At 67.2% G+C, this 25,188-nt stretch carries 24 protein-coding genes; 13 read left to right on the top strand and 11 right to left on the bottom strand.

Going from position 1 to position 25,188, the window contains the following annotated elements:
• The first annotated feature begins 26 nt into the window (after window positions 1-26).
• The 5 genes from ACP693_RS09615 (at window position 27) to pip (ending at window position 5,073) form a co-directional block, all read left to right on the top strand.
• The gene (locus ACP693_RS09615) at window positions 27-209 is read left to right on the top strand and encodes a hypothetical protein (protein ID WP_426017273.1); all 183 of its coding nucleotides are present in this window, start codon (window positions 27-29) and stop codon (window positions 207-209) included.
• A gap of 140 nt (window positions 210-349) precedes the next feature.
• Window positions 350-2,977 (top strand): tipN, encoded by a 2,628-nt coding sequence (locus ACP693_RS09610; RefSeq protein WP_426017274.1) that lies wholly within the window; start codon window positions 350-352, stop codon window positions 2,975-2,977.
• Window positions 2,978-3,049: 72 nt separating this feature from the next.
• Window positions 3,050-3,655 (top strand): hypothetical protein, encoded by a 606-nt coding sequence (locus tag ACP693_RS09605; RefSeq protein WP_426017276.1) that lies wholly within the window; start codon window positions 3,050-3,052, stop codon window positions 3,653-3,655.
• A gap of 48 nt (window positions 3,656-3,703) precedes the next feature.
• Window positions 3,704-4,060, top strand: a complete 357-nt coding sequence (locus ACP693_RS09600) for a DUF423 domain-containing protein (protein WP_426017277.1) — start codon at window positions 3,704-3,706, stop codon at window positions 4,058-4,060.
• 32 nt (window positions 4,061-4,092) lie between these two features.
• Complete coding sequence (gene pip / locus ACP693_RS09595) at window positions 4,093-5,073, top strand: prolyl aminopeptidase (RefSeq protein WP_426017279.1); 981 nt, start codon at window positions 4,093-4,095, stop codon at window positions 5,071-5,073.
• A gap of 47 nt (window positions 5,074-5,120) precedes the next feature.
• Here pip and ACP693_RS09590 read toward each other — a convergent pair whose 3' ends face one another.
• Complete coding sequence (locus ACP693_RS09590; RefSeq protein ID WP_426017280.1) at window positions 5,121-5,519, bottom strand: DoxX family protein; 399 nt, start codon at window positions 5,517-5,519, stop codon at window positions 5,121-5,123.
• A 70-nt stretch (window positions 5,520-5,589) separates the two neighbouring features.
• On the bottom strand, window positions 5,590-6,288 hold the full coding sequence (locus ACP693_RS09585) for a pirin family protein (RefSeq protein WP_426017281.1): 699 nt from the start codon (window positions 6,286-6,288) through the stop codon (window positions 5,590-5,592).
• A 119-nt stretch (window positions 6,289-6,407) separates the two neighbouring features.
• Between ACP693_RS09585 and ACP693_RS09580 the strand changes: the two genes are divergently transcribed.
• On the top strand, window positions 6,408-7,334 hold the full coding sequence (locus ACP693_RS09580; RefSeq protein WP_426017283.1) for a LysR family transcriptional regulator: 927 nt from the start codon (window positions 6,408-6,410) through the stop codon (window positions 7,332-7,334).
• Window positions 7,335-7,338: 4 nt separating this feature from the next.
• Here the strand turns inward: ACP693_RS09580 and ACP693_RS09575 are convergent, their stop codons facing one another.
• The 4 genes from ACP693_RS09575 to ACP693_RS09560 are packed head-to-tail and all read right to left on the bottom strand — an operon-like array spanning window position 7,339 to window position 9,919.
• Entirely contained in the window at window positions 7,339-7,635 is a 297-nt protein-coding gene (locus tag ACP693_RS09575; protein ID WP_425983309.1) for an I78 family peptidase inhibitor, read from the bottom strand.
• A gap of 16 nt (window positions 7,636-7,651) precedes the next feature.
• Entirely contained in the window at window positions 7,652-8,008 is a 357-nt protein-coding gene (locus ACP693_RS09570) for a hypothetical protein (RefSeq protein ID WP_426017285.1), read from the bottom strand.
• Complete coding sequence (locus tag ACP693_RS09565; protein WP_426017287.1) at window positions 7,966-8,424, bottom strand: DNA polymerase III subunit chi; 459 nt, start codon at window positions 8,422-8,424, stop codon at window positions 7,966-7,968. The genes ACP693_RS09570 and ACP693_RS09565 overlap by 43 nt, the downstream gene beginning before the upstream one ends.
• A 19-nt stretch (window positions 8,425-8,443) precedes the next feature.
• Window positions 8,444-9,919, bottom strand: coding sequence for a leucyl aminopeptidase (locus ACP693_RS09560; protein ID WP_426017289.1), 1,476 nt, complete (start codon window positions 9,917-9,919; stop codon window positions 8,444-8,446).
• A gap of 142 nt (window positions 9,920-10,061) precedes the next feature.
• Between ACP693_RS09560 and ACP693_RS09555 the strand changes: the two genes are divergently transcribed.
• The 7 genes from ACP693_RS09555 (at window position 10,062) to ACP693_RS09525 (ending at window position 19,192) form a co-directional block, all read left to right on the top strand.
• Window positions 10,062-11,198, top strand: a complete 1,137-nt coding sequence (locus ACP693_RS09555; RefSeq protein ID WP_426017290.1) for an LptF/LptG family permease — start codon at window positions 10,062-10,064, stop codon at window positions 11,196-11,198.
• Entirely contained in the window at window positions 11,195-12,334 is a 1,140-nt protein-coding gene (lptG, locus tag ACP693_RS09550; protein ID WP_426017292.1) for an LPS export ABC transporter permease LptG, read from the top strand. The genes ACP693_RS09555 and lptG overlap by 4 nt, the downstream gene beginning before the upstream one ends.
• 33 nt (window positions 12,335-12,367) lie before the next feature.
• Window positions 12,368-14,818: an LPS-assembly protein LptD gene (locus ACP693_RS09545; protein ID WP_426017294.1), complete on the top strand. Its 2,451-nt coding sequence runs from the start codon at window positions 12,368-12,370 to the stop codon at window positions 14,816-14,818.
• Between the two features lie 72 nt (window positions 14,819-14,890).
• Entirely contained in the window at window positions 14,891-16,252 is a 1,362-nt protein-coding gene (locus ACP693_RS09540) for a peptidylprolyl isomerase (RefSeq protein ID WP_426017295.1), read from the top strand.
• A complete protein-coding gene (gene pdxA, locus ACP693_RS09535; RefSeq protein ID WP_426017297.1) occupies window positions 16,249-17,253 on the top strand; it encodes a 4-hydroxythreonine-4-phosphate dehydrogenase PdxA in 1,005 nt (334 codons plus the stop codon). The genes ACP693_RS09540 and pdxA overlap by 4 nt, the downstream gene beginning before the upstream one ends.
• Window positions 17,254-17,261: 8 nt before the next feature.
• Complete coding sequence (gene rsmA, locus ACP693_RS09530; RefSeq protein WP_426017298.1) at window positions 17,262-18,071, top strand: 16S rRNA (adenine(1518)-N(6)/adenine(1519)-N(6))-dimethyltransferase RsmA; 810 nt, start codon at window positions 17,262-17,264, stop codon at window positions 18,069-18,071.
• On the top strand, window positions 18,068-19,192 hold the full coding sequence (locus ACP693_RS09525) for a pyridoxal phosphate-dependent aminotransferase (RefSeq protein WP_426017300.1): 1,125 nt from the start codon (window positions 18,068-18,070) through the stop codon (window positions 19,190-19,192). The genes rsmA and ACP693_RS09525 overlap by 4 nt, the downstream gene beginning before the upstream one ends.
• Here ACP693_RS09525 and ACP693_RS09520 read toward each other — a convergent pair.
• From ACP693_RS09520 to fabF, 5 genes are all read right to left on the bottom strand, one after another.
• Window positions 19,189-20,871, bottom strand: coding sequence for an ATP-binding protein (locus tag ACP693_RS09520; RefSeq protein WP_426017302.1), 1,683 nt, complete (start codon window positions 20,869-20,871; stop codon window positions 19,189-19,191). The two genes, ACP693_RS09525 and ACP693_RS09520, sit on opposite strands and share 4 nt — an antisense overlap.
• Before the next feature lie 271 nt (window positions 20,872-21,142).
• Window positions 21,143-21,784, bottom strand: a complete 642-nt coding sequence (gmk, locus tag ACP693_RS09515; protein ID WP_426017304.1) for a guanylate kinase — start codon at window positions 21,782-21,784, stop codon at window positions 21,143-21,145.
• Window positions 21,774-22,658, bottom strand: a complete 885-nt coding sequence (locus tag ACP693_RS09510; RefSeq protein WP_426017306.1) for a YicC/YloC family endoribonuclease — start codon at window positions 22,656-22,658, stop codon at window positions 21,774-21,776. The genes gmk and ACP693_RS09510 overlap by 11 nt, the downstream gene beginning before the upstream one ends.
• Complete coding sequence (mltG, locus tag ACP693_RS09505; protein ID WP_426017308.1) at window positions 22,655-23,815, bottom strand: endolytic transglycosylase MltG; 1,161 nt, start codon at window positions 23,813-23,815, stop codon at window positions 22,655-22,657. Before mltG ends, ACP693_RS09510 begins: the two co-directional genes overlap by 4 nt.
• Before the next feature lies 1 nt (window position 23,816).
• The gene (gene fabF, locus ACP693_RS09500; RefSeq protein ID WP_425983283.1) at window positions 23,817-25,088 is read right to left on the bottom strand and encodes a beta-ketoacyl-ACP synthase II; all 1,272 of its coding nucleotides are present in this window, start codon (window positions 25,086-25,088) and stop codon (window positions 23,817-23,819) included.
• Window positions 25,089-25,188: the final 100 nt, after the last annotated feature.

Raw genomic sequence — 25,188 nt, 5'->3', positions numbered from 1 at the left:
CCATACAGGCAGCGAGGGAGGGTAGAATGCAGGCGCTTGTCGAACTGATCGCTGGCTTCATCGCCCTGCTGGCCGCCGTCGTCCTGTCGCAGTTCGGCGTGGACACCCACACAGCGAATCATGCCGACCGCGAAGTGCGCCGTGTCGCCGAGTGTCGCGACGCCGGATCGCAAGCGCCCCTGCTATCCGAAACCCAGCGCGACTGCTGATCGGATCGCGCCTTCTGGTGCGTCGGCGCAACGGCTCATCGACAGGTTGCGGTCTTGAGTCGGTTTCGTCCGCACCAATCATGCTCTAGGGTTTCCTCGGCGCTGTCGGACGCCCGCGTAGAGATCGAGTTTTAGAGCTGATGAAGTCTCCCAAACGGCCGCCGCTTAAGCTGACCGACGACGAAGGCGTTGCGCCCGTCGAACTGTCGATCACGGACGAGACGCCGTCGGATGATGCGACTTCAGAACTCGAACCGATCCCCGAGCCTGATTTCGAGATCATTCATCCGACGTTCGAGGCGCCCCCGGTCGACCCTGCCCCGTTCGACCCACCCATGTCCGAGCGCCGTCGCCGCCGCCTGCTGGAAGAACAACGCCTCGCCGAGGAACGCGCCCTGGCGGCGGAACGTGGCCCCATCGAGCCGGAGCCGATGGCCACGCCCGAGCTGAGCGCGGAGCCTATGCCGGAATCGACCGCCGCCGTCGAAATGGCTGTCGCCGCAGGAAAGCCGCCCGCAACCTTCGAACTGTCCAAGCCGCCGACCGTCAAGACGGTCGCAGCCAAGACCCAGCCCGAACCCTCCGGCCGGCACGCCTATCTGATTTCCGGCATCGCTTCGGCGCTCTGGATCGGCGGCGTCGCCTCCTGGGCCGCCTATGAGTTTGGCGCAGGCGGGGCCGAGCTCGATCCGCTGCGGATCGCCATCTATGTCCTGATCGCCCTGGCCCCGGCCGGGCTGGCCATCATGCTGGCCCATGCCGTGCGTCAAGGGGCCGGCCTCGCCGCCGAGACCCGTCGCGCCCGGCAACTGGCCGAGGCCCTGGTCGCCCCCACCGCCCTGGCCGCCCAGCAGACCGGCGAAGTTCTCCAGTCGCTGCGTTCCGACATCGACCATGCGACCTTGGCCGCCGAACGCGCCCGCAACGACATGGCCCTGCTTCGCGAAGCGCTCTCGCAGGAAACCACGCGTCTGAACGAGGCGGCCGAGAACGCGGGCCGCACCGCCCGGCGCCTGACCGAAAACCTGGGGCGCGAGCGCGACCAGATGCAGACCCTGGGCATCCATCTGGACACCCAGGCCGCCGGCGTCATCGACGCGGTGGAACGGCAATCCCGAATGGTCGCGGACGCCTCCGACCTGGCGCAGGCGCAACTGCGTGAGGCCGAAGCCGCCCTGGCCGCCCGCGCCGCAGATCTGGCCGCCGCCGCCGGCGAGGCCCAGGACGCTGCGCGTGTCGCCTCCGATGATCTGGCGCGCCAGACGATCCGTCTGGAAAACGCCGGCACGGGCGTCGCCGAACAGATCCAGTCCGTCGAAGAAGGCCTGGGCCAGCAACGCGCCGCCCTGGTCACCGCCGCCTACGCCCTGCGCACCGATCAGGAAGACTTCTCCGCCCAGGTCGAGAGCCAGCGCGCGCAGTTGATCGAACACCTGTCCGCCACCCGCACCGCCGCCGGCGATCTGGATCGCACGTCCCAGACCTCGGTCGAATCGATGCGCGACCTGGTCGAGGCCGCCGCCGATCAGTTCCGCGCCCTGGTGGACATGTCGCAACGCGAGGCCGACGGTTTTGATTCCGCCACCAAGGTCGCCCTGGATCGTTTCGAGGCCCTAGCCGCCGAGGCTCGCGACGCCCTGATGGAAGAAACCCGCAGGGCGCTGGAGCAGATGCGCGCCACGGCCGAGGATTCCCGCGCCGCCGCCGCCGACGCCGCAGAACAGGCCCGTCTGCGCACCGACCGCCTGGGCGAATCCCTGTTTGAAGCCGCCCAGAAGGCCGATACGGCCGCCGACGCCCGCATCGCCGACGCCCGTCGTATCGTCAACGAAACCTCCGGCCTGGTGGACGAGGCCGGCGAGCGGATGGCCAATCGACTGGAGACGCTGGTCACGAGACTGAGTTCGGCCCTGTCGGAGATCGACACCGCCGTCGCCGACATCGACGAACGCGCCGCCCGCCTGCCACAGGAAGCCCGCGCCCGCGCCGACGCCGTGCGCGCCACGGTCGAGGACGGTCTCGCCGCCCTGTCCGCCGCCTCCCGCAAGGCGGCGGAAGATACCGAGGCGCTGGATGTCGGGTTCCAGGACCGTGTGCGTCGCAACTACGACATGCTGACCGAGGCCGTGCGGCTGATGGGCGTGGTGTCGGGCGACGCCTCGCCACAACGCCGTCGCGAGCCGACCCCGGAAATCGAAGCGCATCCCGAGCCTCGCGCGTCGCGCATGTCACCGCCGGAGACGCCGCCAGAAGAGCGCCGGTTCGGCCTGCGCAGTCGCCTGCGGCTGGAACCCGCCGAAACCCCGCGTCCGCCGTCGGAAAATCGGCTGGACTGGAGCGATCTGATCTCCGGCGACGACGAGCACGAGGCGCCGCTGGAGTTGGACACGCCCTCCCCTTCGCCCGCTGAAGCCGAGGCCCTGTCCGAGCGCGTGGCCGCCGCCATCCGGCGCATGGGCGTGGACCCCAACGCCCTGTTGCCCCGGTCGCGTGTCGAAGAAGCTGCGCGCGCCTTCAGCAACGGCGATCCCGACGCCGCGCGCCAGATCGTGCGCCGTGTCGCCCCGGCCGCCGTGCGTAGCGTCTCGCGCCGCGTGCTCAGCGACGCCGAACTGCGTGGCGACGCCGAACGCTATGTCCGCAACTTCGCCGTCATGTTGAACGCCTCGGCGCGTGCGGGCGACAGCGCGGCGGTCCAGACCAGCCTGGCCTCCGACAGCGGCCGAGCCTTCATGTTGCTGGATGCGGCCGTCGGCGACCTGGGTTAAGGATCATCAGGGCTTGACCGCGTTCGGAAGTTGCCGCCTCTTGCGCGTCACCGAACTGTCATGGATGGGGCTATGGCCGGCACGATGAACGAGATCGACGGCCCTGCGAGCGTTGACCGCCGCCCTGGTATCATCATCTGCGCCTACGATGGCGAAGACGACGGCTGGGATCTGGTCGAGAATCTGTCCGGCGAGATATGGAGTCCCGTCGGCGCCCGCGCCGTGCCGATCGCCGCCGCCGACCCCGACGAACTGGTCTCGACCCTGGCCGCACGCCTGAGCAGCGGCGATTGCCGCGCCGTCCTGCTGGTCGGGCGCACGCACAAGGGCTCCGGTTTTCGGGTTCAGATGCGCGCCGAGAACCGCACGCTGGATTACAAGAACCGCCTGTCCACCACCGGCCCCGGCATCGCCCGCACCACCGCGCCCGTCGCCGACATGCTGCGCGCCCTGACCGCGGCCGGCCTGCAAGCCGACGCCTCGTCGGAGGCCGAGGAAGACGTCGGCTCCTACCTTCTCTATCGCGTGCTGGCGGACCTGCCGGACGGTCCGCTGACGCCCTCCGTGGGCCTGCTGCGTGCGCCTGCGCCAGCTAACGAGGTCGCTGTGCGCAAGGGGATAAAGGCCGCCGCCTCCGCCATGGCGAGCCATCTGACGCCGCTGCCTCGCGCCGGTTAACCCTTCCTGATCACAGACATTCGAAATGCGCCGGGCTAGGGTTCTGGAATGCCAGTGAGTCGCAATCTGATCGTCTTAGCCGCCTTGAACGGCGCCATGGCCGTCGCCGTTGGGGCCTTCGCCGCGCATGGGGCCGGGCCGCAGATCAAGACCCTGCTAACCACAGGCGCCCAGTATCAGATGGTCCACGCCGTCTTCGCCTTCGGATGCGCCCAGTGGATCGCCGGCGGGCGGTTGGCGCAGATCGCCGGTTGGCTCGGCGCCTTGGGAGGTCTGATCTTCTGCCTCTCCCTGGCCCTGATCGCCTTCCTCAGCGCCCCCGCCTTCGGCGCGGTTGCACCCGTGGGCGGCCTGCTGATGATCGCCGGCTGGGTCTGCCTGGCCATCGCCGCGCTTCGTTCCTAATCGCTTCGTCATTGCAGAAAGACCGTTCCTTCATGGCCTTCCCTACGCCCGCCGAGCCGCATCGTGTGCTTCACCCCGAGATCGAGGCCTACGCATCTGGCTGGATGGCGACCGAGGGCGTGCATGAAATCTATTACGAGGAATCCGGCAATCCCCAGGGCCTTCCCGTCCTGGTCCTGCACGGTGGACCGGGCGGCGCGGTGAATCCCGGCATGCGGCGCTTTTTCGACCCTGCGGTCTATCGCATCATCATGTTCGATCAGCGCGGATGTGGGCTTTCGCGCCCCCACGCCTCGCTGGAAGACAACACCACCTGGACTCTGATCGACGATATCGAGCGTCTGCGCGTCCTCTGTGGCATCGACAAATGGGTGGTGTTCGGCGGCTCGTGGGGTTCGACCCTGTCGATGGCCTACGTCATCACCCATCCTGATCGGGTGATTGCCCTGCTGCTGCGCGGCATCTTCCTGCTGACGAAGAAGGAGCTGCACTGGTTCTATCAGGACGGCGCCTCGATGATCTTCCCCGACGCCTGGGAGCGGTTTGTCGCCCCCATCCCAGAGGCCGAGCGCGGCGACCTGATGGCCGCCTATTACAAACGTCTGATCGGCGACGACGCAGCCGAGCGCGAACGCTGCGCCGTCGCCTGGTCCAGCTGGGAGGGCGAGACCGTCAGCGTCGAGGGCCCCAACGCCCGGCCGGACAAGTTCGCTGAACCTGACTTCGCCGTCGCCTTCGCCCGGATCGAGAACTGGTTCTTCACCAACGCCGGCTTCTTCGAGGAGGACGGCTGGCTGCTGAAGAATGTGGACCGGATGCGTCACATCCCCTGCTGGATCGCTCAGGGGCGGTTCGACGTGGTCACGCCGATCTCGGGCGCCTGGGCGCTGCACCGCGCCTGGCCCGAAGCCCATCTGGACATCGTCGGCGACGCCGGCCACGCCTCGTCCGAGCCAGGCATCGTCGACAGCCTGGTCCGCGCCGCCGACTGGGCAGCGACCCTCCAGGCGTGAAAAAGCCGCCGCGCCCGACGGCGCGGCGGCTCTCCTTGTCTACGAAATCAGAACCGCTTTGCGCTGCGGTCGTCGATGCTCCACGCGCCTGGACCGGCCGTGAAGATGTAGAGGAAGACGAAGCAGAACAGGATGGCCGCATCGCCGCCGTTCACCGCCGGATACGGGCTGCTCGGGAAGTGGAACATCCAGTAGGCCACCGCCATCTGGCCCGAGGCGATGAGTGCAGCCGGTCGCGTGAACAGGCCCAGGATCAGCAGCAGGCCGGTGACCAGCTCGATCAGCCCGCCGATGCCGAACAGCGACAGCAGTTCCTGCTGACCCGGCTCGGCCCCGGCGGGAAAGCCGAACACCTTGACGACGCCATGCGCCAGGAACAGCAGGCCGGAGACGATCCTCAGCGCCGCCAGCGCGCGAGAAGACCAGCCATTCACTTGATTGAACATTTCTTTCCTCGGCTTTCAAAAGCGGACGTCACGGTCGAAACAGGTCCGACCGTGAAGCTTGATCTTAAAATCAGGCGGCGTCCACCAGCACGATTTCGGCGTCCGACAACGCCTTGACCGTCACCACATCCTCCTGGGCGATGGCCGCGCCGTCACGGGCGCTCAGCTTGACGCCATTGACCTCGACCTCGCCCTTCGCCGGGACCAGATAGGCCCGCCGGGTCGATCCTAGAGCATAGTCCGAACTGTCGCCCGCCTTCAGCGTCGCCGCCACGATCCGCGCATCGGTGCGGATCGGCAGGGCATCCGCATCGCCCTCAAAGCCCGACGCCAGGACCACGAACTGACCCGAACGCTCGCCCTTGGGGAAGGGCTTGGAACCCCAGCTGGGCGCCTCGCCACGCTTGGTCGGCTCGATCCAGATCTGGAAGATCCGCGTCAGCTCCGGCTCTGCGTTGTATTCGGCGTGGCGGATGCCGGTGCCCGCGCTCATGACCTGGACATCGCCGGCCACGGTGCGGCCCTTGTTGCCCAGGCTGTCCTCGTGGGTGATGGCCCCGTCGCGGACATAGGTGATGATCTCCATGTCGGCGTGCGGATGCGGCGGAAAGCCCGAGCCGGCGGCGATCTCGTCGTCATTCCAGACCCGCAGATTGCCCCAGCTCATCCGCTTGGGATCATAGTAGTTGGCGAAGGAGAAATGGTGTTTGGCGTTCAGCCAGCCGTGGTTGGCGCCGCCAAGGGATTCAAACGGTCTGCGCTCGATCATCGAACTCGTCCTTTCGCGTCGGAACCGCCCGACGCCTTTGCTTGACGCCAAGATAGAGATCGGCGACCGAACAGAAATAGAAACAATCGAAACTCATCGTTTCAGCACGCAGAGCCGCCATGTCCCGCCTGCCCGATCTCGAAGCCCTCGCCATCTTCGCCAAGGTCGCCGACAGCCAATCGTTCTCCGGCGCGGCCGAGACCCTGGGCCTGTCCAAGGCCACCGTGTCCAAGGCGGTGACGCGGCTGGAGCAGCAGCTGAAGACCACCCTGCTCCACCGCACCTCGCGCCGGTTCGCCCTGACCGATGCAGGACGCACCCTGGCCGCCCGCGCCGCCCATATGCTGGCCGAGGCCGAGGGCGCGGTGTCCGAGGCGCTGGACATGTCCGTCACCCCGCGCGGCTTGGTGCGGCTGGCGGCGCCCATGTCGTTCGGCATGGCCTATGTCGCGCCCGCCCTGCCCGAGTTCCTGGCCACCCACCCGGACGTTTCGATCGATCTGCATCTGTCGGACGAGGTGATCGATCTGGTCGGCGGCGGCTTCGACTGCGCGCTGAGGATCGCCGCCCTGGCGGACTCCTCGCTGACGGCGCGAAAGCTGCGGCCGGTGGCGCGCGCCCTGGTGGCCTCGCCGTCCTATCTGGAACAGCGCGGTCGCCCGACCCACCCCGACGACCTAGCTCGCCACGCCTGCCTCGGCTACGCCTATATGCCCAGCCCCGACACTTGGCGGTTCACCAATGATGCGGGCGAAGAGGTCGTCGTGCATCCCCGCGGACCGCTGCGGGCCAACAACTCCGACGCCCTGACCGCCTCGCTGTGCGCGGGGCTGGGCCTCTTCCCCCAGCCGGACTTCATCTACTGGAAGGACGTCGCCGACGGCTGTCTGGAGACGGTGATGACCGACTGGCGCCTGCCGCCGATCGCGCTGCATCTGGTGGCGCCCAGCGGCGGCCCGCGTCCCGCACGGGTCACCGCCTTCATGGATTATCTGGCCGCCAAGTTCAGCGGGCCGCTCTGGCCCGGCGACACCGTTGGACGCTGAACCCTTAGCCGCACTTCACTTCGCGCACGATGCTGGTCGCCTCGTCATAGACGAAGTTCACCCGGTTCTCGCGGTAGTCCATCGTCGCCGCGCAGGTCGTGCACAGAACCCGGAAGGTCTGGCCCGCAGGCGCGGTGGGGATGGTCGAGCGGTTGCGCCCGACATAGCTCTGATAGTCTTCGACCTTGCAGGCCTTGAAGGCGGTTTCCGAGCCCGGCGCAGGCTCGGCGGTTTGCGTCGGCGCACAGGCCGACAACGCCAATGCGCCGGCGGCCATCAGGGTGCTCACGATGATCTTCATGGTCTTCTCCTTCGCGTCAGCCGCAGCGGACCTGTTCGACGATGCCGGTTTGCTCATTGTACAGAATGTTCAGCCGATAGGCCGAGAAGTCGTGGGTGACCGGGCAGGTGGTGCAGGTCACGCGTCTGTTCACAACGTCCACCGGGACCGGGATTTCGGTGCGAGACCGGCCGACGAGATACTGCATCTCGCCCGCCTTGCAAACATCGTCGGTCTGTCCGGTCGGCATGCGGCTGCCTACAGGCGGATTCATCTGGGCCTGTTCGATGGTGCGCGGCGCAGGCGCATCGGCGACAGGCGTCGAACAGCCCGCCAGCAGAACCAGCCCGATCAGGCCGCCTTTTCCCAGCGCCCTTCGTCGGTTTGACGCCAATAGGCCAGGTTCGCGCCCTGTCCCTTCAAAGTCTTCCAGCGCCCTCGCGCGTGCTGCAGCGCCGGCTCGTCCCGACCGTCGAAAATAATGAAGCATCGTTCGAACCCTTCCGTCGCGCCCAGTTCTGCGTCGTCAACGATGAACAGCGCCTGAGCGCCGTTCAGGTTCTCTCCCGATTCGCTCAACAGCACAGGCTGACGATCCGCATTGGGCTGATCCGCCCGCCCGTGCGGCAGGAAACTGTCGTCGCGAAAGGTCCACAGCGTCTCGTCGATGTCGTCCAGCCGATGCGAATGCGACGACTTGATCAGCGCCCGCCAACCCCGCTCGATCGTCTTTTCGAGCAGGGTCGGCAGCACCTGATCCAGCGTCGACCGCTCCAGGTGGTAGAACCAGATTTCGGGCTTGTCGCTCACCCGGCTCTACCTCCGGCGATCAGGCTTCGTAAGCGTCGGCGACCATGCGATCCAGCGTGCGCACGGCGAAGCCGACGCCGCCTTCCGGCACGGTGGGGCTGGGGCTCTTGTTGGCCCAGGCGGTCGGGGCGATGTCCAGGTGCGCCCACGGCACGCCGTTGGTGAAGCGTTGCAGGAACAGGGCGGCGGTGATGGAGCCACCGGCGCGGCCGTTGCCGGTGTTCTTCACGTCGGCGATCTTGGAATCGATGTGCTGCTCATAGATGGCCGGGATCGGCATGCGCCAGAAGTTCTCGCCGACCTTCTTCGCCGCCGCCAGGATCGGATCGGCGACATCGTCGGAGTTCGAGAAGACGCCGGCGTAATCCAGTCCCAATGCCACGATCATGGCGCCCGTCAGGGTGGCCAAGTCGATCATGAACTTCGGCTTGAAACGCTGCTGCGTGTACCAGAGGGCATCGGCCAGAACGAGACGACCCTCGGCGTCGGTGTTGATCACCTCGACCGTCTGGCCCGACATCGACACGACCACGTCGCCCGGACGTTGGGCGTCGCCGTCAGGCATGTTCTCGACCAGGCCCAGAACGCCGATGACGTTCGCCTTGGCCTTGCGGCTGGCCAGAGCGATCATGGTTCCGGTCACGGCGGCCGCGCCGCCCATGTCCCACTTCATGTCTTCCATGCCGTCGGCCGGCTTGATCGAGATGCCGCCGGTGTCGAAGCAGACGCCCTTGCCGACGAAGGCCAGGGGCTGAGCCCCCGCCTCGCCGCCGTTCCATTTCATGATCGCCAGCTGGCTTTCGCGACGGCTGCCCTGGCCGACACCCAACAGGGTGCGCATGCCCAGCTTCTCCATCTCGACCTCACCGAGGATCTCGACCTCGAGGCCCAGGCTCTCCAGCGCCTTGACGCGCTTGGCGAACTCGGCCGGATACAGGACGTTGGCGGGCTCGGACACCAGATCGCGAGCGAAGATCACGCCGTCAGCCACGGCTGACAGCGGCTCCAGCGCAGTCTCGGCGGCGCGCAGGTCGGAGGTGACGACGCGGATCGCGGTGATCGACGGAATCTTGTCCGGCTTTTGCGTCGTGCGATATTTGTCGAAGCGATAGGCGGCCAGACGCGCGGCGAAGCCGACGCGGGCGGCCTGCTCCGGCGCCAGGTCGGAAGCGTCGATGGTCAGAACCTCGGCGCCCGACAGTTTCACGGCCGCATAGGCGTTTCCGCCGAAAGCCTCGACCGCCAGATCATCCAGCTTGTCCTTGGCGCCCGCGCCGACCAGCAGCACGGTGTCGGCGTTGACGCCGACCGGAGCAGCGACGCTCAGGCTCTGGCCGGCCTTGCCGGTAAAGCGGCCCTTGCCGGCCGCCTTGGTCAGGGCGCCGCTGGTCTTGGCGTCCAGAGCGACGCCTGCGGGCGTAAATGCGCGATCTTCAAAAACGGGAACCGCCAGAATCTCGGCGGCGTCCACGGCGGCGACGAACTCGATCTTCATTCAACCAACTCCAGCCAGGCCCCACCCGGCGTCTGCAACGACGAAAAGACAACGGCGCGTCTGCTTGTCGCGGACGCGCCCTGATGTGCTACTAGATGCGCCTCAATATCGCCGCCTGCAACCGGGCGAAGTCCAACCGCCCATGAACCTGATTCAAAGATACCTTTTCCGCCAGATCCTGTTCCCCGTGGTCGCAGCATGCGCAGCGCTGGCGGGAATCGGGATTCTGAGCCAAAGCCTCGACCAACTCCAGGTCATTGTGGAGCGGGGTCAGAGCGTGTGGATCATGGTCAAGCTGACCTTGCTCGCCCTGCCGCAACTGCTGTCGGTGATTCTCCCGATCGGCCTTTTCGTCGGCGCCCTGATCGCCCTGACACGGTTGCAACGCGAGCAGGAACTGACGGCGGCCTTCGCCGGGGGCATGACGCGCTGGCAGTTGATCTCGCCCGCCGCCCGCATCGCTGTTCTGGTCGCCCTGGTCACCCTGCTGGTCAATGTCTTCCTTTTGCCCTGGGCGCAGCAGGAGGCCCGGCGTCAGGCCTTCGACATCCGCACCGACCTCGCCGCCCTGCTGGTCGAAGAAGGCCAGTTCGTCCAGGGGCCTGACGGACTGACCGTCTATGTGCAGCAGATCGAACAGAACGGTCTGCTGAAGAACCTGTTCGTCTATCTGGACGACAAGGAGAAGGTCACGACCTGGAACGCCTCCGAGGCCCGATTCAGCCGTGATGCAGGCGGGACGCCGGTCCTGACCATGCTCGACGGCTCTGCCCAGCGTTACTCGTCAGGCGGCGTGCTGGAGACCCTGTCTTTCGGCCGATACGACTTCTCGCTCGCCCCCTTCGTCGGCGTCACAGACACGATCCGTTATAAGCCAACGGACCTTTATCTGCGCCAACTGCTGAACCCGACGGCCAAGGTGATCGAAGTCGCCGGGTCGCGCGGCGAATTGCTGGCCGAGGCCCATTCGCGCCTGTCCTCGCCGCTCTACGCCCTGGTCGCCATGGCTCTGGCCCTGTCCGCCATCTTGGGCGGCGCCTTCAGCAGGACCGGCTATACGCTGCGGATCGCCAAGGCGGCCGGCCTGTTCCTGCTGCTGCGCGTCATCGGCTATGGCCTCGTCGCCGCCAGCGCCTGGAATGGCTGGATGAACATTCTTCAATATGTGGTGCCCGTCATCGCCATCGCCGTCGCCCTGCGCGTCCTGTTCCGCGCGCTGAAGCCGCGACGCAGCAAGCGCTGGCTCTTTGTGCGCGACCTGAAAGCGAGGTTCGCATGACCACGGCGCTCATGCCGGCCCGTCGTTCGCCGCATATTCCCCGTCTCGGCGGGATTGAACGCTATGTGCTGGTCCAGCAGCTCAAGTCGCTGGGCGTGGCCCTGGCCGTGATCTCGGCCCTGGTCATGCTGATCGACTTCGTCGAGGTCTCGCGCGGCGTCGGCTCGGCTCAGGATCTGTCGGCGGTGCGGATCTTCGGTCTGGTGCTGCTCAAGTCGCCGTCGGTGATCGTGCAACTGATGCCGTTCGTCTTCCTGTTCGGCACCCTGTCGGCCTTCATCAGTCTGAACAGGCGCAGCGAGCTGATCGCCATGCGCGCCGCCGGGGTGTCCGCCTGGCGCTTCGTCCTGCCGGCCGCCGGCATGGCCTTTGTCCTGGGCGTGCTGACCGTAACCGTACTGGGACCGCTGGCCTCGGCCGGCGACGGCCTGTGGCAACGCGAACGCGCCCGCATCTCCGGCACGGCGCCCGGCGGCGACCCCAAAGAGGCGATTTGGCTGCGCGAAGGCGACGACCAGCGTCAGATGATCATCCGCGCCGGACAGCAGGACCGCGCCAACGCCCGCCTGCTGAACGTCAGCTTCTTCATCTACACCACCGCACCCGGCGGCGGCCGCACCTTCTCCGAACGGATCGACGCCAAGTCGGCCTCGCTGAATGCGGGCGCCTGGCGCCTGACCGACGCCGTCGGCGCCCAGATCGGCCAGCGCGCCGTGACCTATTCCAGCCTGACCCTGGTCTCCAGTTTGGCCGACGAAGAGGCCTTCGACCGTTTCGCGCGGCCGCAATCGACCCCCTTCTGGTCCCTGCCCAATCAGATCCGCCGCATCGAGAACGCCGGCTTCACCTCCACGGCCTACCGCCTGCGCTTCCAGCAGCTTTTGGCCACGCCGCTGGTGTTCGCCGCCATGTCGATTCTGGCCGCCGCCTTTTCGCTTCGACTGATGCGTCTGGGTGACCTGGCGCGGATGAGCGTGTCCGCCGTGGTCCTGGGTTTCGCCTTCTTCTTCCTGAACCAGTTTTCTTCGGCGATGGGATCGGCCGAGGTCGTGGCGCCCTTTGTCGCCGCGTGGCTCCCGCCCGTTCTGACGGCGCTCGCAGCCTTTACCTTGCTGTTCTATACCGAAGACGGCTAATCGGGCGCTCGCTTCTCAGAATACGGATGGCCTATGCAGGGTGATCGCCGCGATCGGCGCTTCAACGCTTTCAGAGCAAGGCTTCTCGCCAGTGCGACCCTGGTCGCCTGCGCGCCCTTCGCCATGCCTGTTCTGGCGCAAACCGTGCCGGCCGCGACCACGACCGCGCCTGCAGACGGCCTGCCGCCCGAAGCCGTCTATGTCGATGCCGACAACGCCCGCCGCGAGGGCGACAACATCGTCGTCAGCGGCGCGGCCGAGAACCGCGCCTATGTGCGCACCCGCGGCCATGTGCTGCGCGGCGAGAACCTGTCCTATGATCTGAACGCCGGCTCGGCGACCGGCGAAGGCCAGGTCGAGGCCATCGCGCCGGACGGAACGGTCGTCTACGCCAGCCGTCTCGAACTGGATAAGGATCTGACCACCGGCGTCGCCGTCGATTTCGCCACACGCCTGTCGAACGGCGCCAGCCTGATGGCCGCTACGGCCGTCCGCCGCAGCGAAAACGTCAACGAGCTGAACTACGCCCGCTTCACCCCCTGCCCCATCTGCGACGACGGCGGGCCGAAGACGCCGACCATCTCGATCCAGGCCGAGAAGGTGGTGCAGGACGAGCAACTGCGCGCCATCCTGTATCGTAACGCGGTCTTCTACATCGGCCCCGTGCCGGTCTTCTACACCCCCTTCTTCGCCCACCCCGACCCGACGGTCGAGCGGGCGTCGGGCTTCCTGGTGCCGATCGTCAACTATGACGAAGGGCGCGGCGTCTCGGTCGAGGTTCCCTACCTCCACGTCGTCTCGCCGTCCGAGGACTGGCTGATCAGTCCCCAGATCAACACCTCCGTCGCCCCGCTGCTGAACCTGCAATGGCGCCGCCGGTTCGCCAACGGCATGATCGTGGCGCGCGGCGGCTATACCTACGCCCGCGAGTTCGGCGATTTCGATCTGGACGGCGACGGCGACTTCGAGAGCAACGTCGATTTCGGCGACCGCAAGAGCCGCAGCTATCTGCTGTCGCACGGCGAGTTCGACCCCGACGGTCCGTGGCGCTTCGGCTTCACGGCCGAACGGACCTCGGACAAGACCCTGTTCGACCGTTACGACGTGCGCTCGCCCTATCAGGACAATGGCCTCTACTACGGCGATCGCCGCCGTCTGATCAGCCAGATCTACGCCGAGCATCAGACCGACCGCTCCTATGTTTCGGTGGCCGCCTTCTCGATCCAGAGCCTGCGCCTGAACCCCGCCTTCGCCGCGAACGACTTCCGCGACGCCAACGGCTTCAAGGTGTTCGAGAACGACGACACCCTGCCCCTGGTCGCGCCGCTGATCGATGCGCGGTGGGAGCCGCACGAACTGGTCTTCGGCGGGCGTCTGCGCCTCAAGGGCTCGGCCGTTTCGCTATACCGCGACGCCTTTGTCGGCGCGCCGATTCTCAACCCCGAGATCGTGCCGCCCATCACCACCGGCCTCAGCGGCGTCGACAGCCGCCGCATCACGGGACAGATGGAATGGCGGCGCACGGTCATCCTGCCGGTCGGGATCCGCGTCGAGCCCTTCATCGACACCCGCGTCGATCTCTATTCCATGTCCGATCTGCCCCCGATGTTGGGCATCGACAGCGACGCGACCGTCAGCCGCTCGCGCCTCAGCGCCGGCGTGGATGTCAGCTATCCTTTGGTCAAACGCATCAGCGACGCCGACATCATCCTTGAGCCGGTCGGCCAGCTGTCGGTCTCCAACAAGGTCAGCCTGGATCGCCGCATCCCCATCGAGGACTCCCAGGTTCTGGAACTGGACGAATCGTCCCTGTTCCGCATGGATCGTTTCTCCGGCTACGACCTGCTGGAGGGCGGCGTGCGCCTGACCGCCGGCGGACGCGCCACCATCCGCTGGGCCGAGGGTCGCAAGGCCAGCTTGTTTGTCGGCCGCAGCTATCGCTTCGACCAGCAGGATGACTTCCGCACCTCCATCCCCGACGATCCCGCGCGCCTCTACGATCCGACGGGGCTCGCGGCGGAGACCTCCGACTGGGTGGTTCAGGGCGACTATTCGCCGTCCGACCGCATCCGCAGCTGGGTTCACGCCACCATCGACGGCTCGGGCGACGTGCGCCGCGCCGAAGCCGCCGTCGATGGCCGCTGGGGCCGTCGCAACCTGGCCACCGTCAGCTACATCCTGGATCAGTCGAATCCGATCGATGGCGTGCTGAACCGGAACTACGAGTTCGTCCAACTGGCGGGCCAGCAGTTCGTCTATGGCAACTGGGGCGTCGCGGTCGCCGGCATCGCCGATCTGGATCAGAACGAGATCACCCGATCCGAGGTCGGCGTGCTCTTCGATGACGATTGCCTGCGCTTCGAACTGGGCTACCGCCGCGACAACACCCGTGCGCGGCCCGGCGGCCCGTCGGAAGGCATCTATGTGCGCCTAAACCTCGCCACTTTCGGAGGTTCAGGTTATGGACAGGGCGATATGCGTTGAGCATGACGCTTTACGGGGCGCGACCGCCTGCCGGCCTGGCTGGCGGACCGCTGTAAGGAATCAGGACGACCAATGGGTTTGATGCGTTATTCGACGGGGGCTGCGCTCGCGGCGTTCCTGCTCGCCGGTTCTGCCCATGGCCAGACGGCGCCCGCGCCCGTTCAGGCTCCCGCGCAAGGCCCTGCGGCCGGTGCGCCCAATCCTGCGGCCGAAGAGGCGCCGGCCGCCGCTCGCGCCGAACCTCAGTTCGAGATGGCCGACGGCATCGTCGCCACCGTCAACGACAAGATCATCACCGGCTATGATCTGCGCCAGCGCATGCTGATGCTGATCGCCTCGTCCCAGGTCCAGCCGACCGAGCAGAACCTGCCCGCTATCCAGCAGGCCGCCCTCAACGCCCTGATCGAAGATCGCCTGAAGACTCAGGAGATGGCCAAGTTCGAGAGCCTGAAGGTCACGGACGAAGAGGTTGATGCCGAGATCGCCGAAATGGCTCGTGCGGCCGGCACCGCGCCCGCCGCCTATCTGCAGTTCCCGCAACAGGGCGGCATCCAGCCCGCCGCCTTCCGCGAGAACCTGCGCACCCAGATCGGCTGGGGCCAGCTGATTCCCGGTCGTTTCAACAGCCGCGCCCGCCCCAGCACCCTGCAGGTCGATCAGGAAGTCCGTCGCCTGAACGAAGCCGCCTCCAAGCCCCAGTTTCTGATCGGTGAAATCTATATCGACGCCGCGCGCGTCGGCGGCGCCCAGGCGGCGCTGAACGGCGCCCGGCAACTGGTGCAGCAGATCATCGGCGGCGCGCCTTTCCAGGCCGTCGCGCAACAGTTCTCCTCGGCCCCGTCCGCCAACGCCCGCGTCCCCGGCGACGCCGGCTGGGTGGTGAAGGATTCGCTGCAACCGGCCGTTCAGACGGTTCTGGAACAGCTTCAACCGGGTCAGTTGTCCAACCCCATCGTCGTCGATGGCGGCGTCTACATCCTGTATCTGCGCGACAAGCGCGACGGCGCCTCGACCAGTCTGGTCTCGCTGCGTCAGGTCATGGTCGAACTGCCCGAAACCGCGTCGGAAGCCGATGTCGCGGCCGCCGGCGCCAAGCTGGAGGCGATGCGGACCGGCCTGACCTGCGACAATATTATCTCCCAGGCGCGCGCGACTGAGGGCGTCCTCGGCGCCGACTTGGGCGAATCCGACGTCGCCAACCTGGCGCCCCAGTTCCAGCAGTTCGCCCGCACCGGCGAAATCGGCACAGTCTCCACCCCGATCCGCACGCCGCTGGGCCTGCACCTCGTCGCCGTCTGCGGTCGCCGCGTGGGCGGTCCAGAGGCGCCGAACCGCCAGCAGGTCGAAAACCGCCTGCGCGCTCAGAACCTGGCCGTGCTGGAGCGTCGCTACCTGCGCGATCTGCGCAGCGACGCCCTGATCGAGTTCAAGTGACCCCAGCGGTCGCGCCTCTGGTCCTGACGCTGGGCGAACCCGCCGGCGTCGGGCCCGAGATCGTGGCCGCCGCCTGGAAGACGCTGAACAGCAAGACCTTCGGCTTCGCCGTCATCGGCGACGCCGCTCTGCTGCGCGCCCAGGGCGTTCGCGTCGTCGAGATCAATGGCCCCGGCGACGCCCAAGGCCGCTTTGCCTCCGCCCTGCCGGTCATCCACCGTCCCCTGCCCGCGCCGGTCGAGGTCGGACGCCCCGACCCAGCCAACGCCGCCGCCGTCGCTGACGGTATCGAAGAAGCCGTCAGCTTCGCCCTGTCTGGCGAGGCGTCCGGCGTCGTGACCGCCCCCATCGCAAAGGCGCCGATGTACGCCTCGGGCTTCCGCTTTCCCGGCCATACCGAGTTTATCGCCGAACTGACCGCCGACGCCCCCTATGCCGGCACGCGCGGTCCGGTGATGATGCTGACGGCGCAAAACCTGCGCGCCTGCCTGGTCACCATCCACGTCGCCCTGGATCAGGTGCCTGAACTGGTCACGGCCGAGCGCGTCGCCCGCACCGCCCGCGTCGTCCATGAAAGCCTGAAGCGCGACTTCGCCATCGCCCGCCCACGCCTGGCCATGGCCGCCCTGAACCCCCATGCGGGCGAAGGCGGCGCCCTGGGTCTTCAGGAACTCGACATTCTGATCCCCGTCGCCGAACAACTCCGCGCCGAGGGCATCGACATCACGGACCCCAGACCCGCCGACACGATGTTCCATGACGAGGCCCGCGCGACCTATGACGCGGCCATCTGCATGTACCACGACCAGGCCCTGATCCCGGTCAAGACGCTGGACTTCTGGGGTGGGGTCAATGTCTCGCTGGGCCTGCCCATCATCCGCACCTCGCCTGACCACGGCACCGGTTTCGACATCGCAGGCAAGGGCATCGCGCGCGCCGACAGCCTGATCGCCGCCATTCGTCTGGCATCGGAGATGGCGGCGGCCCGCGCCGCGCGCTAACAGGGCGTGTGACCGACCTTCCTTCCCTCCGCGAAACCCTCGACGCCCACGGCCTGCTGGCCAAGAAGAGCTTCGGCCAGCATTTCCTGCTGGACCTCAATGTGACGCGCAAGATCGTCCGCATGGCCGGCCCGTTCGACGGCCGGGCCGTGATCGAGGTCGGCCCCGGCCCCGGCGGCCTGACCCGCGCCCTGCTGGAATCCGACGCCGGTCCCGTGGTCTTGGTCGAAAAAGATCCGCGCTTCATTCCCCTGCTGAGCGAGCTGGACGACGGCTCGGGCCGCCTGACCATCGTCGAGGCCGATGCGCTGAAGGTGAAGGAGGCTGATCTGGTGTCCGGCCCGACCCATATGGTCTCCAACCTGCCCTATAACGTCGGCACCCCCCTGCTGATCAAATGGCTGACCGGCCCGTGGTTGCCGCACAGCCTGACCCTGATGTTCCAGAAGGAGGTCGCCGAACGCGTCGCCGCCGGGCCGGGCGAGGACGCCTATGGTCGTCTGGCAGTCATTTCCCAGGCCGTCTGCACCGCCCGCATCGTCATGCACCTGCCCGCCGCCGCCTTCACCCCGCCGCCCAAGGTGGCCTCGGCCGTGGTCCACCTGGTCCCGCTGGCCGAACGCCCGTCGCCCGAACGGCTGAAGAAGCTGGAACGCGTCACCGCCGCCGCCTTCGGCCAGCGCCGCAAGATGCTGCGTTCCAGCCTGAAGCAGCTCGGCGGCGCCGCCCTGTGCGAAGCCGCCGGCATCGAGCCGGACGTGCGGGCTGAAACCGTGGACGTGGCGGGCTTCCTTCGTCTGGCGGATGCCCTCGCATGACCGTCGAACCCTTCCGCGCCATCTCCGTCAGCCGACTGGCGCACCAGATGAAGGCCGAAGGCCGGTCGATCATCCATATGGAGTTCGGCCAGCCCTCGACCGGCGCGCCCGCCGCCGCGATCGCCCGTGCGCATCAGGTGCTGGACGCCGACGCCATGGGTTATTGGGAAAGCCCCGACCTGCGCGTCCGCATCGCGCGCCTGTATGACGACCGCTACGGCGTCGCCGTTAATCCCGACCGCATCCTTCTGACCTGCGGCGCCTCGCCGGCCCTAGTTTTGGCGCTCAGCACCCTGTTCAAGCCCGGCGACCGCGTCGCCCTGGCCCGCCCCGGCTATGTCGCCTATCGCAACACCCTGCGCGCCCTGCACCTTGAACCGGTCGAGATCGCCTGCGGCCCCGAGACCCGGTTCCAGCTGACCGCCGACCAACTGGAAGCCCTGGATCCCGCCCCCGCCGGCGTCATCATCGCCAGCCCGGCCAATCCGACCGGCACCATCATTCCCGAGGTCGAACTGGCCGCCATTGCCGAAGTCTGTCGTGCGCGCGACATCGCCATCGTCTCCGACGAGATCTATCACGGGCTCAGCTACGTCGGCCCGACCCCGTCGATGCTGCAGTTCGCCCCCGACGCCGTGGTGATCAACAGCTTCTCCAAATACTGGAGCATGGCCGGCTGGCGCCTGGGCTGGCTGCTGGTCCCCGAGGCCCGGCTCGACGCCGCCCGCGCCTATATCGGCAACATGTTCCTGACCCCGCCCAGCCTCAGCCAGCATGCCGGCCTCGTCGCCATGGATCAGACCGAGGAACTCGAAGGCCACATCCACAACTACGCCCGCAACCGCCAACTGATCCTGGACGCCCTGCCCGCCTTGGGCCTTCGTAAGATCGCCCCACCCGACGGCGCCTTCTACATCTGGGCCGATATCGGCCATCTGACCGACGACAGCGGGGCCTTCTGCGAACGGTTGCTGCGCGATACCGGCGTCGCCACCGCGCCCGGCGTCGATTTCGACCCTATCGACGGCCATCGTTTCATCCGCTTCAGCTTCGCAGTCTCGACGTCGGAGATCGAAGAGGCGCTTAGCCGCCTGCGCCCTTGGTTCGCCGCCCTAACCTAAGCGGCTTCGGCCTGCGCGCCCGACGACGTCGCCTTGTGCAAGGCGTCGTACAGCTTGCGAGGCTCCAGCGGCTTGGCCAGCCAGTCCGTCATCCCGGCCGCATAACAGGCTTGAACCTGTTCGGCCTCGGTCCCCGCACTGAACCCGATCACCGGCACAGCAGCGTTGATGCCCCCTGACGCTCGCAGACGGCGCGTCGCCTCGTTGCCGTCTATGCCCGGCATGTTCACGTCCATCAGCACCACGTCGAACGGCCGCTCGGCCAGCAGCGCCAGCGCCAGATGACCGTCCGAGGCGGTCGCCAGGTCCACATCCAGCGGCTGGAGCACCAGGGCGATGGTGCGACGATTGATCTCGTGATCGTCCACCGCCAGCACCCGGATACGGCGCGCCAACACCGGCGCCGCAGCATCCAGGCTGTTCTCGGCTTGCGTCGGCTCGCCCGCCGGCAGGTCGACGCACAGGGTGAAGGCCGCCCCCTGCCCCGGCACGCTCTCGACCGTCAGGTCGCCGCCCATCAATCGCGCAAGTTCGCGGCTGACGGTCAGGCCCAGCCCCGTCCCGCCATAGGTGCGCGCCACCTCGGCTGATCCTTGCGCGAAAGGCGTGAACAGCCGACTCATGGCCTCGGGCGCAATGCCCGCCCCCTGATCGGTGACAGTCAGGGTCAGCCGATGACGGCCATCGGTACGAGGCGCTGCAGCCTGGAGCCGGATCGTGCCGGCCGGCGTGAACTTGATCGCGTTCGACACCAGATTGTTGATGATCTGCCGCAGACGATAGGGATCGCCCCGCAGCCAGACGGGGTCACCCTCGCCCCCCGGCATCTCCAGCGTCAGTCCCTTCTCGGACGCCGGCGCCGCCCAGAACCGCGCCGTGTCGCGCATCAGGTCGCCCAGTTCGAAGTCACGGCTCTCCATCGACATCGCCCCGGCCTCCATCTTGGAGTGATCCAAAAGGTCGTTCAGCATCCCGGTCATCAGCTGCCCGGCGTCAATGATCAGGTCGGCGGTCTCCTCGCGTTGCTCGGGCAGCTTGCCGCCGCGAATGACATGGGCGCCGGCCAGGATGGCGCTGACGGGCGTGCGCAGTTCGTGGCTTACGATGGCCGCCATCGCCGCGCGATCCGCCATGGCCGCCTGGGCCTGCTCCAGCCTCTGCTCGGCTTCTGCGCGCGACTGGATCTCGGCCTGACGTGCCGCGTGCACCCGCCAATAGACGTTCAGGATGGCCCCCGCGAACAGGGCGGCCGACAGGGTCATGACCACGACGCCGTGGGTGTCGCCCTGAAGGATCTTGACCACAGGCATCAGCGTCAGCACCGCCAGATAGGGTCCACCGCCGATGAAGAAGATCGTACGCGAGCCTATTCCGGACGCCACATTGGTCAACAGACCACCCGCCAGCGTCAGGGCGGCCAAAGTCACCAGGGCCGGATGATTGGAAGACCAGATGATCAGCGCCATGCCGCCATAGGTCGTCGCCATCAGGGTCGTGGAGGCCAGGGCCAGTGCGACCATAAACCGGCGACGCGAAGGCTCTGCACGCCTGAACGGCGCCATGGCCAGCAGTTCGAACGCTTGAACCAGCAGCGCGATGGCAAGCCAGAGGGGAATCCACCGCCCCATGTCGGCCGCATGCATCGCCCAAGCGACCACGAACGCCAGCAGAAGCCTCACCGGAACCTGCTTGACGCGTTCGTTGGCGCTGCTGGCCACAAGAGGCCCGATTGAATCCAGAAAGCCCATGATACCCCCGTTCACCGCCTGACGTTAGGTGAAGAGGGCGAACAGGACGTAAACCGCGCGCGTTCAGCCGCTAGGGAATGTTCCCTATCGCCGCATTTACCGTCTGAAACCTTCTGTCCGGCGATAACGGCTTCAGTAGCGTAGCGTTGAGTACCCCGCAGCGCCGCCGGTCACCCCCACGGCTTGCGGCGCTGTTTTTTATTCAGACGACCTCGCGCAGCAGCGCGGTACGATAATCCTCGACCCACAGGTTACGGAACCGGCGCGACCGCTCCGCATGATAGATGTGGGCCAGTTCGGCGTAGGATCGGTCGAAGTCCTCGTTCACCAGCACATAGTCGAAGGCGTCGCAGTGTTCGATCTCGCCCTTGGCGTTGGCGACACGGCGTTCGATCACGTCGTCGGCGTCCTGCGACCGCGTCACCAGACGGCGACGCAACTCTTCCAGGCTGGGCGGCAGGATGAAGACGCGCACGGCGTCCTCCGGGCATTTCTCGGCCACGTCGCGCGCGCCCTGCCAGTCGATGTCGAACAGGACGTCGCGCCCCTCGGCCAGCGCCCGATCCACCGGCGCGCGCGGGCTGCCGTAGCGATTGCCGTGAACATCGGCCCATTCCAGGAAGGCGTTCTGGTCGATCAGCCGCTGAAACTCGTCATGCTCGACGAAATTATAGTCGCGCCCATGCACCTCGCCCGGGCGAATGCCACGCGTGGTCATGGAGACAGACAGCTCCAGACCGCCGTGATCCGCCATCAACCGGCGACACAGCGACGTCTTGCCGGCGCCCGAAGGGCTGGCGACGATCAGGAGGACGCCCCGGCGGGGCGTGCGTTCATTCGACATTCTGGACCTGCTCACGCAACTGTTCGATGACGGCCTTGAGCTCCAGGCCGATTCCGGTGAGCGCGGTCGTAGCGGATTTCGAGCACAGCGTGTTGGCCTCACGCATGAATTCTTGCATCAGGAAGTCGAGTTTGCGCCCGGCGGGCGCCGAGGCCACAAGCTGGCGCGCCGTGGCGACGTGCGCCGTCAGTCGATCCAGCTCCTCGCGCACGTCCGCCTTGGTCGCCAGGGCGGCGGCCTCCAGAAAAATCCGGTCTTCAAGCCCCTGCGCATCCGGCGCCAGCTCAGTGATTCGACGCGTGAAACGGTCGCGAATGGCCTCGACCTGGGCGGCCGCCTCGCCTTCGGCCTGCATCGTCAGCGTCTCGATCCGGGTGATGAAGTCTTCCAGCACCGGCGTCAGCTGCGCGCCCTCGTTCTGGCGCGAGGCTTTCAGCGCATCCAGCGCCTCTTCGACGGTGCGGGCCATGGCCGCCTCCACCGCAGCCCGCGCCTCTGGATCGTCCACCTCTTCCGGCGCCTCGATCACGCCGCGCAGGGCCAGCAGGCCGTCGGCCGACGGCGGCGTCGCGCCGTCCTCGGCCAGTTCATTGGCAAGGGTCAGATAGCGCGCCAGCACGGCGGCGTTGATCGTGACCGCCGCCTCGCCTGCCTCTGATCGTTTGGCCTGAACGCCGACAGTGACCTGGCCCCGCGCGAACCGCGACTGGCCCGCCGTCTTGGCCGACCGCTCCAGCGCATCGAAACCGTTGGGTCCACGGAACCTGATCTCCAGATTGCGCCCGTTGACCGAACGCGCCTCGACCGACCAGGTCCAGCCCTCACCGACCCCGTCCGCCCGGCCAAACCCGGTCATTCCAGATAGGCTGCTCATCGTGATCCCTGCGTCGCGCCTGCAGGAAGCGTGATCGTCGCCTGTCCGCCGGCAACGGGCGCAGCGGCCGGCTCGGTCGTCATCGGGGCCGCACTGGTCCCCGGCGTCACAGGCGAGGCGGCCTCGGGCGGCAGGCCCGCCTTCTGACGCTCGATCTGGCGCCAGCGCGCCACGTTCTGCAGATGCTCATCATAGGTCAGGGCGAAGGCGTGTCCCCCTGATCCGTCCGCGACGAAGAACAGGACTGGATCGGCCGGCGGGTTCAGCACGGCCTGAACCGCCTCCTTACCCGGATTGGCGATGGGCGTCGGCGGCAGGCCGTTGATCTGATAGGTGTTCCATGGCGTCGGAGCCAGCAGCTCGGAGCGCCGGATGCCGCGCCCCAGGGGCCGTCCCTTGGTCACCCCATAGACGATGGTCGGATCGCTCTCCAACCGCATCCCGGCCCGCAACCGGTTCGAAAACACCGCCGCCACGCGCGGACGCTCGGCCGCCAGCGCCGTCTCCTTCTCCACGATGGATGCCAGGATCACCGCCTCCTCGGGCGTGCGCGCTACCGTGGCCGGCGAACGCTGGCTCCACAGCAGACGCAGGTTCTCGTTCGCAGCGCGCTGCATCCGGTCGATCACCGCCTGACGCGTATCGCCGCGCGAGACCTCATAGGTGTCGGGCCACAGGCTGCCTTCCTCGGGCGTCTCGGCGACCACGCCGGTCAGCACCGGCTCCTTGTTCAGGATGTCCACCGCCTGCAGCGACGACCAGCCTTCAGGCAGGGTCACGAAATGGCGCACCACCCGTCCCTCGACCAGCAGGTTCAGCACCCCGGCCAGGGACGTGCCCGACGGCACCTCGTATTCGCCGGCTCTCAGTCGACGATCCGCCCCGGTCAGGGTCGCCGCCGCGCGGAACAGGTCCGTCGAACGGATCACCCCCGCCGCCTTCATCCGCGCCGCGATGGCGGAGACGCCCGATCCGCTGGCCAGGGTCACGACCGTCTTGTCGCCCTGCCGCGCCGACGGGCCGGGCGCATAATAGATCGCCCACACCGCGATCAGCGCGGCGAGCAGGAACAGGCCGAAGGTCGCGGACGCGGTCAGCAGCGAGACCGTGAACCCAGACCGCCCGCTGGATTTCTCGACCCGTCCCCGCCCGAACATCTCAGTCGACCTTCTTGAAGATCACCGAGGCGTTGGTGCCTCCGAAGCCGAAGCTGTTGGACATGGCCACGTCGATCTTCATCGGCTTGGCCTTGTTGGGCACCAGGTCGATGGGCGTCTCCATCTCCGGGTCGTCCAGATTGATGGTCGGCGGCGCGACCTGATCGCGGATCGCCAGCACGCAGAAGGCCGCCTCGATGGCCCCGGCGGCGCCCAGCAGATGCCCCGTCATCGACTTGGTCGAGCTGACGGTCAGGTTCTTGGCGTGATCGCCCGCCAGCCCCTCGATCCCCTTCAGCTCGATCCAGTCGGCCATGGTCGAGGTGCCGTGGGCGTTGACGTAGTCCAGGTCCGACGGCTGCATCCCCGCCCGTTTCAGCGCCATCTTCATGGCCCGCACCCCGCCTTCGCCGTCCTCGGACGGGGCGGTGATGTGATAGGCGTCGCCGCTCATGCCGTAGCCGACGACCTCGGCGTAGATCTTGGCCCCGCGCGCCTTGGCGTGTTCGTATTCCTCCAGCACCAGAATCCCGGCGCCCTCGCCCATGATGAAGCCCGCATGGCCCCGATCATAGGGACGCGACGCCTTCTCCGGCGTGTCGTTGTAGGCGGTGCACAGCGCCTTGCAGGCCAAGAAGCCCGCGATGCCGATCGGCACGACCGAGCTTTCCGCCCCGCCCGCCACCATCACATCGGCGTCGTCCAGCGCGATCATCCGCGCCGCATCGCCTATGGCGTGGGCGCCGGTGGCGCAGGCGGTCACCGCCGCATGGTTCGGCCCCTTCAGGCCGTGGCGGATCGAGATCTGACCACCGGCGAGATTGATCAGGGCGCTGGGGATGAAGAAGGGGCTGACGCGACGCACCCCCTGTTCCTTCAGGACGATGGCCGTCTCGGCGATGGGGCCAAGGCCGCCGATGCCCGATCCGACCATCACGCCGGTGCGTTCCTTGTCCTCGTCCGTCTCGGGCTTCCAGTTCGCATCGGCCAGGGCCTCGTCCGCCGCCGCGATGGCGTACAGGATGAAGTCGTCGACGCGCTTTCTGTCCTTCACGGACATGATCTTTTCGGGGTCGAAGTCGCCTTCGCCGCCGCCGCCACGTCCATCGACGCTCGGGATTTCTCCGGCGATGGTGCAGCCATAGCCCGTGGTGTCGAACGACGTGATCGGACCGATGCCCGATCGTCCTTCGACGATACCCTTCCAGCTCTTCTCGACGCCCCAACCCAGGGGGGTCAGCAGACCGATGCCCGTAACGACGACGCGGCGCATGGTGCGTGCTCCCTTATCTCCAGCCCGACCTTTCAGAATCATCGCGGATTCCCAAGGGTCAGAAACAGTAAAGGCCGCCGGGCGTCTCCGCTAGGAGCGC

The organism is Brevundimonas sp. TWP1-3 (genome assembly GCF_049896085.1).
Lineage (GTDB): Bacteria > Pseudomonadota > Alphaproteobacteria > Caulobacterales > Caulobacteraceae > Brevundimonas.
The sequence above is the reverse complement of the archived record's forward strand: the minus strand, read 5'-3'. Positions and strand labels throughout refer to the sequence as shown.